Genomic DNA, 3,933 nt, shown 5'->3' with positions numbered 1-3,933 from the left:
TGAGTATGATAGGCTAAAGTTAAAAACCCATAGCTATGGATAAAATCTACAAGTGGCACACACAAAAAGGCGGTGTTAGCAATTAGTAGAGCTCCACACACCCTAATAAATGCCCATAACAACGCTGGTTTAAGGTGTGGTAGAGCTCTAGTTGTGAAAAACACTACTAGAAAAGCCCCTAAAATAGGCACTTTTTGCAGGTGATCAAGAGCTCTTGGCTATCACTAGGCGCTAGATAAGCTAAAATTAAGCAACTACACGCTAAATTAACAAACGGGCGCTTCTAGTTCTCTTAGACTTTTGCACAACTCCGCTAGGCCTCGCCTAGTAGTCCAAAAGATCACTCTTTCACAAACTCCTTTAGCCTGACTTTATTAAAGTTAGGCTATACTTGTGATCCCCAATTGCTAGCGGATTTTAGCCATGTGTAACTTGCACTCCGCTAGCGCTTTTAAGCTAAATTTTAGAAATTTTAGACTAGTATAAAGGTTCGGGAATAAAACCGCTTAACCTCCCGTCTGGTTAGGCGGTGGGGTTTAACAATCACATAGGCTTTACTAACTGCGCTAATTTCTCTTGTAACAATCTAGCCAAATGCATATCTTTAGCTTTAATCGCCTCCGTTAGAGAGTGGTTGAGTGAATCGCGTTTAAAAGCCTCTAAGATAGTGCCCCAATGATCTTTTTCAATCAACACAAAGCGCTTTAGACTAGCTAAACACCCCGTATTGCCCTCAAAAATAGCCCTGTAGAGTTGGTGCATAACCGGGAAATCCCTGCCTGAAAGATAACGGCTAACGATGTATTTAAATTCGCTATCCTCTAGCATAGTGGCTAAAATCCGCCCCTCTAAAAAGCGCGTATCTAGCTTATTAATATCTAGTTTAGAAAGTGGCTGGGTGTTGATAAATTGCTTCACTTCTTTAGGAATGAAAGATAAGATCACCTGTTGGCACTGGTATTTCAAAAAAGGCGGATAGTCTTTGATCAACCCAAAAAGTGCCTTATAATTGTTATCTTTGCGCGCGGCGTCATAAGTAGGCAAAAAACACCGCCGACACAAAAACTTAAAACCATCCGCTTTCATTAATTGCGGCCTTATGCCCGCCCTCAAAAAATCCCCTAGATCTTTAAATTCCTTACCCTCAACTTGTTTAAAATACAACACCCCCACATTCAAATAACCTTGTTTGAAACAAAGAAAAAGCGCCTGCATAACCGCCCGTCTGCCTGCACTATCGCTATCAAAGCAAAAGATAATCTCTAATTGCCCTAAGCGTTTAGAAAGTCTGATGAGTTGATCTAAATGTGTTTGGGAAAAATTACAACCCGCGCAACAAATCGCATTACTATACCCCCACGCCTCTAAGGCGATCACCTCAAAGTAGCCTTCGGTGATGATCACTTGCTTTTTAGATTCAATGCTAGCTTTAGCCTTATCAAAGTTGACTAATATTAGGCTTTTACTAAAAATTTCACTATCGCGGGAGTTAAGGTACTTAGCGCTATCAAACATACCAAACATTTTCAAAAGCCTCGCGCTAAACCCACAAAGCTGGCCATGTATATCTTTAAAGGGAATCATTAGCCGTTTATAAAAAGAGATGTTACCCTTATCATTTCCAAGCCCGCATTTGATCAAATCTTGTTGTTTATACTCCTCCTTTAGCTTGTTGCACACCTCCACACTGCAAAAGCCTAATTCAAACTTACTAATCAAATCATCATTCAGCCCGCGTTGATATAAATAGTCTTTGACTTGCTGACTCACACCTAAAGCCTGTTTAAACAGATCAAAAGCGCGCTCTAAGATCATGCGCGAATGTGGCACGCTAACATGCATCACATCTTCATCTAAAGCAAAATTATATAGCCTAGCCACATAGCGCACGGAGTCTAAAAAATCCAAGCCCTTTAATTCTTGGATAAAGTCAAAGCTATCCCCGCCCTTATTACAGCCATAGCAAAAAAAGTTATTGGTTTTAGCATTGACAACAAAGCTAGGGGTTTTCTCCTCATGAAAAGGGCAATTGCCCTTTAAGGTGTTGCCATACGGCTTTAAATCTACAAATTTTGCTATCACATCCCTAGCGCTAATAATGCCCTTTAGAGCTGTAAGATTCCTAATCCTCATCACCGCCCCCTTCATCACCAAAGGCACTAGGCGGCAATTCAAGCTGATTAATGGGTAAATCCTCAGCTACGCATGGCATTATGCGGTATTTGTTCGTATCCACAGCAAAAAAGTGAAACCCTGCCCTACCATTTTGTTTATTCTTGTAAATTGTAAGCTTGCGTAGATAATAGCGTTGTTCCGGAGTAGCCCACTTACACTCATAATTTTTTAGCCTTGTGAGTAGCAAGTACACATGGGCTAAATAACCACCCTTAATACTACCGGAGGGGCTAGACTTATCACTCTTGCTATTTTGCACAATCAAGATAATTAAGACCTCATAGCGCTTTGCCATTGTCTGCAACACGCTAAACTTTTCACTTTCTGCGCTCTCCTCATTAAAGCCCCTTATGCGGTGTTTGATCATTTGCTGGCTATCAATTACAAACACCTTCACCCCACACTTGATTAATAACTTGATCTGATAGATAAACTCCTCAAAGCCGGAATAATCCTCTTCTAGGTAATAATGGCGGGGCAAAAACTTAATCCCGCGCGCCTTTAGCCCCTTTACATACTTCAAAATCGCAAATTCATAGCAAAAAAAGCACCCTTTAACGGAGTTAAGCATGGATTCGACGATCTGGATAGATAGCAAGGTTTTACCGGATTCTGGATCACCACCCACTAAAACAAGTTGGCCTAACTCAAGCCCGCCATCTAAATGGCTATCTATAAACTCAAGCCCTGTTGCAAGTTTAGGAATTGGCGGCTTTTGTTCTAGCATAAGCAAATAATCCTCAAGCGTTTTTAGCTTAATGCTAGTTTGCAACTCGGAGACAAAAGGGGCTAACACCTCCATGTTGAAAATCTCACCTGCCCTACTGGCCTTTGCTAATTGCACACTTAACCAACTCTGGCGCTTTAACATAATAAAGCGCTTAAAATCCTCCTTAAGGCTTAGATAATCTGGCACGATCTGGGCTTCTAGGATTTTTAGCACTTCAGCACTAGCCATAAAATCCTCCCCTAGCCAAAGCTTTAAAGTATCTAAGTTGACTATCCCACTTTGGTTATACAGCTTAAGCACTGCCCCTAGTATTTGCGCATTCACTGGTTCAAAGTAGTTTAAGCCTATGCCATCTAAAAACTCCTCTAAAAACTGCGGAAAATAGATAGCGCTATTTGTGATTGAAAACTCCATCACTCACCCCCTAGAGTAGAATGTAAAGCATTTAAAAACCCTAGTTGGGTTTGCACCCTTGAATGAATGAATAGATTGTTTGCGCTGTAAGGCTCTAGGGCGTTTAGAATGGCCTTTTTGAGTAAAATATTCTGGCTGGTGTGTTGTTTGCGACTCAAAGCGTTTAACCTTGTTAGAATAGCTATATCTAGTAAAAACTTTTTGCGGACTTTGATAAACTCCGGACTTACTCTTTTTCCAAGAGTTTTTCTTGTTTGGATTTTTCCTTTCTTTTTCATGTTGTTTCCTTTGTTGTGTTAGATAGTATTTGAGTATGCGCTCAACAATCACCGCCCGACTTTGGCACTCAATGTAAGCGATGAAATCTAAGAGCTCTAATAACCCCTGTTCAATGAAAAAACTACCTGAATGTTCTTTAGGCATTCTGGCTACTTTGCGCTGGTCTAATGGTGGCTTGTTTGCCTAAATTCATAATCACATCCCCCACATTCCCATAATGCACACCTCTAAACTTGGCAATAAAGCGATCTATGGCATCTTTGGCTATATCCCTCTCATCCATATCCTCAGCGCTCACCTCCTTATTGGCCTTGCGTGCTTTAGCCTTAGCTTTA

At 40.9% G+C, this 3,933-nt stretch carries 4 protein-coding genes; all 4 read right to left on the bottom strand.

Translation table 11 applies throughout. The annotated features are described in order from the left end of the window. Positions 1–543: 543 nt before the first annotated feature. On the bottom strand, positions 544–2,133 hold the full coding sequence (locus tag G6Q06_RS08180; protein ID WP_163565302.1) for a CHC2 zinc finger domain-containing protein: 1,590 nt from the start codon (positions 2,131–2,133) through the stop codon (positions 544–546). After that, positions 2,123–3,319 (bottom strand): RAD55 family ATPase, encoded by a 1,197-nt coding sequence (locus G6Q06_RS08175; protein ID WP_163565301.1) that lies wholly within the window; start codon positions 3,317–3,319, stop codon positions 2,123–2,125. The genes G6Q06_RS08180 and G6Q06_RS08175 overlap by 11 nt, the downstream gene beginning before the upstream one ends. Beyond that, on the bottom strand, positions 3,319–3,597 hold the full coding sequence (locus G6Q06_RS08170) for a hypothetical protein (protein ID WP_163565300.1): 279 nt from the start codon (positions 3,595–3,597) through the stop codon (positions 3,319–3,321). The genes G6Q06_RS08175 and G6Q06_RS08170 overlap by 1 nt, the downstream gene beginning before the upstream one ends. Positions 3,598–3,734: 137 nt before the next feature. After that, positions 3,735–3,933 (bottom strand): hypothetical protein (locus G6Q06_RS08165; protein ID WP_163566289.1); only part of this gene is annotated, 199 nt, incomplete at its 5' end.

Source organism: Helicobacter suis, from assembly GCF_902196135.1.
In the GTDB taxonomy this organism is placed as follows: Bacteria; Campylobacterota; Campylobacteria; order Campylobacterales; family Helicobacteraceae; genus Helicobacter; species Helicobacter suis_A.
The sequence above is the reverse complement of the archived record's forward strand: the minus strand, read 5'-3'. Positions and strand labels throughout refer to the sequence as shown.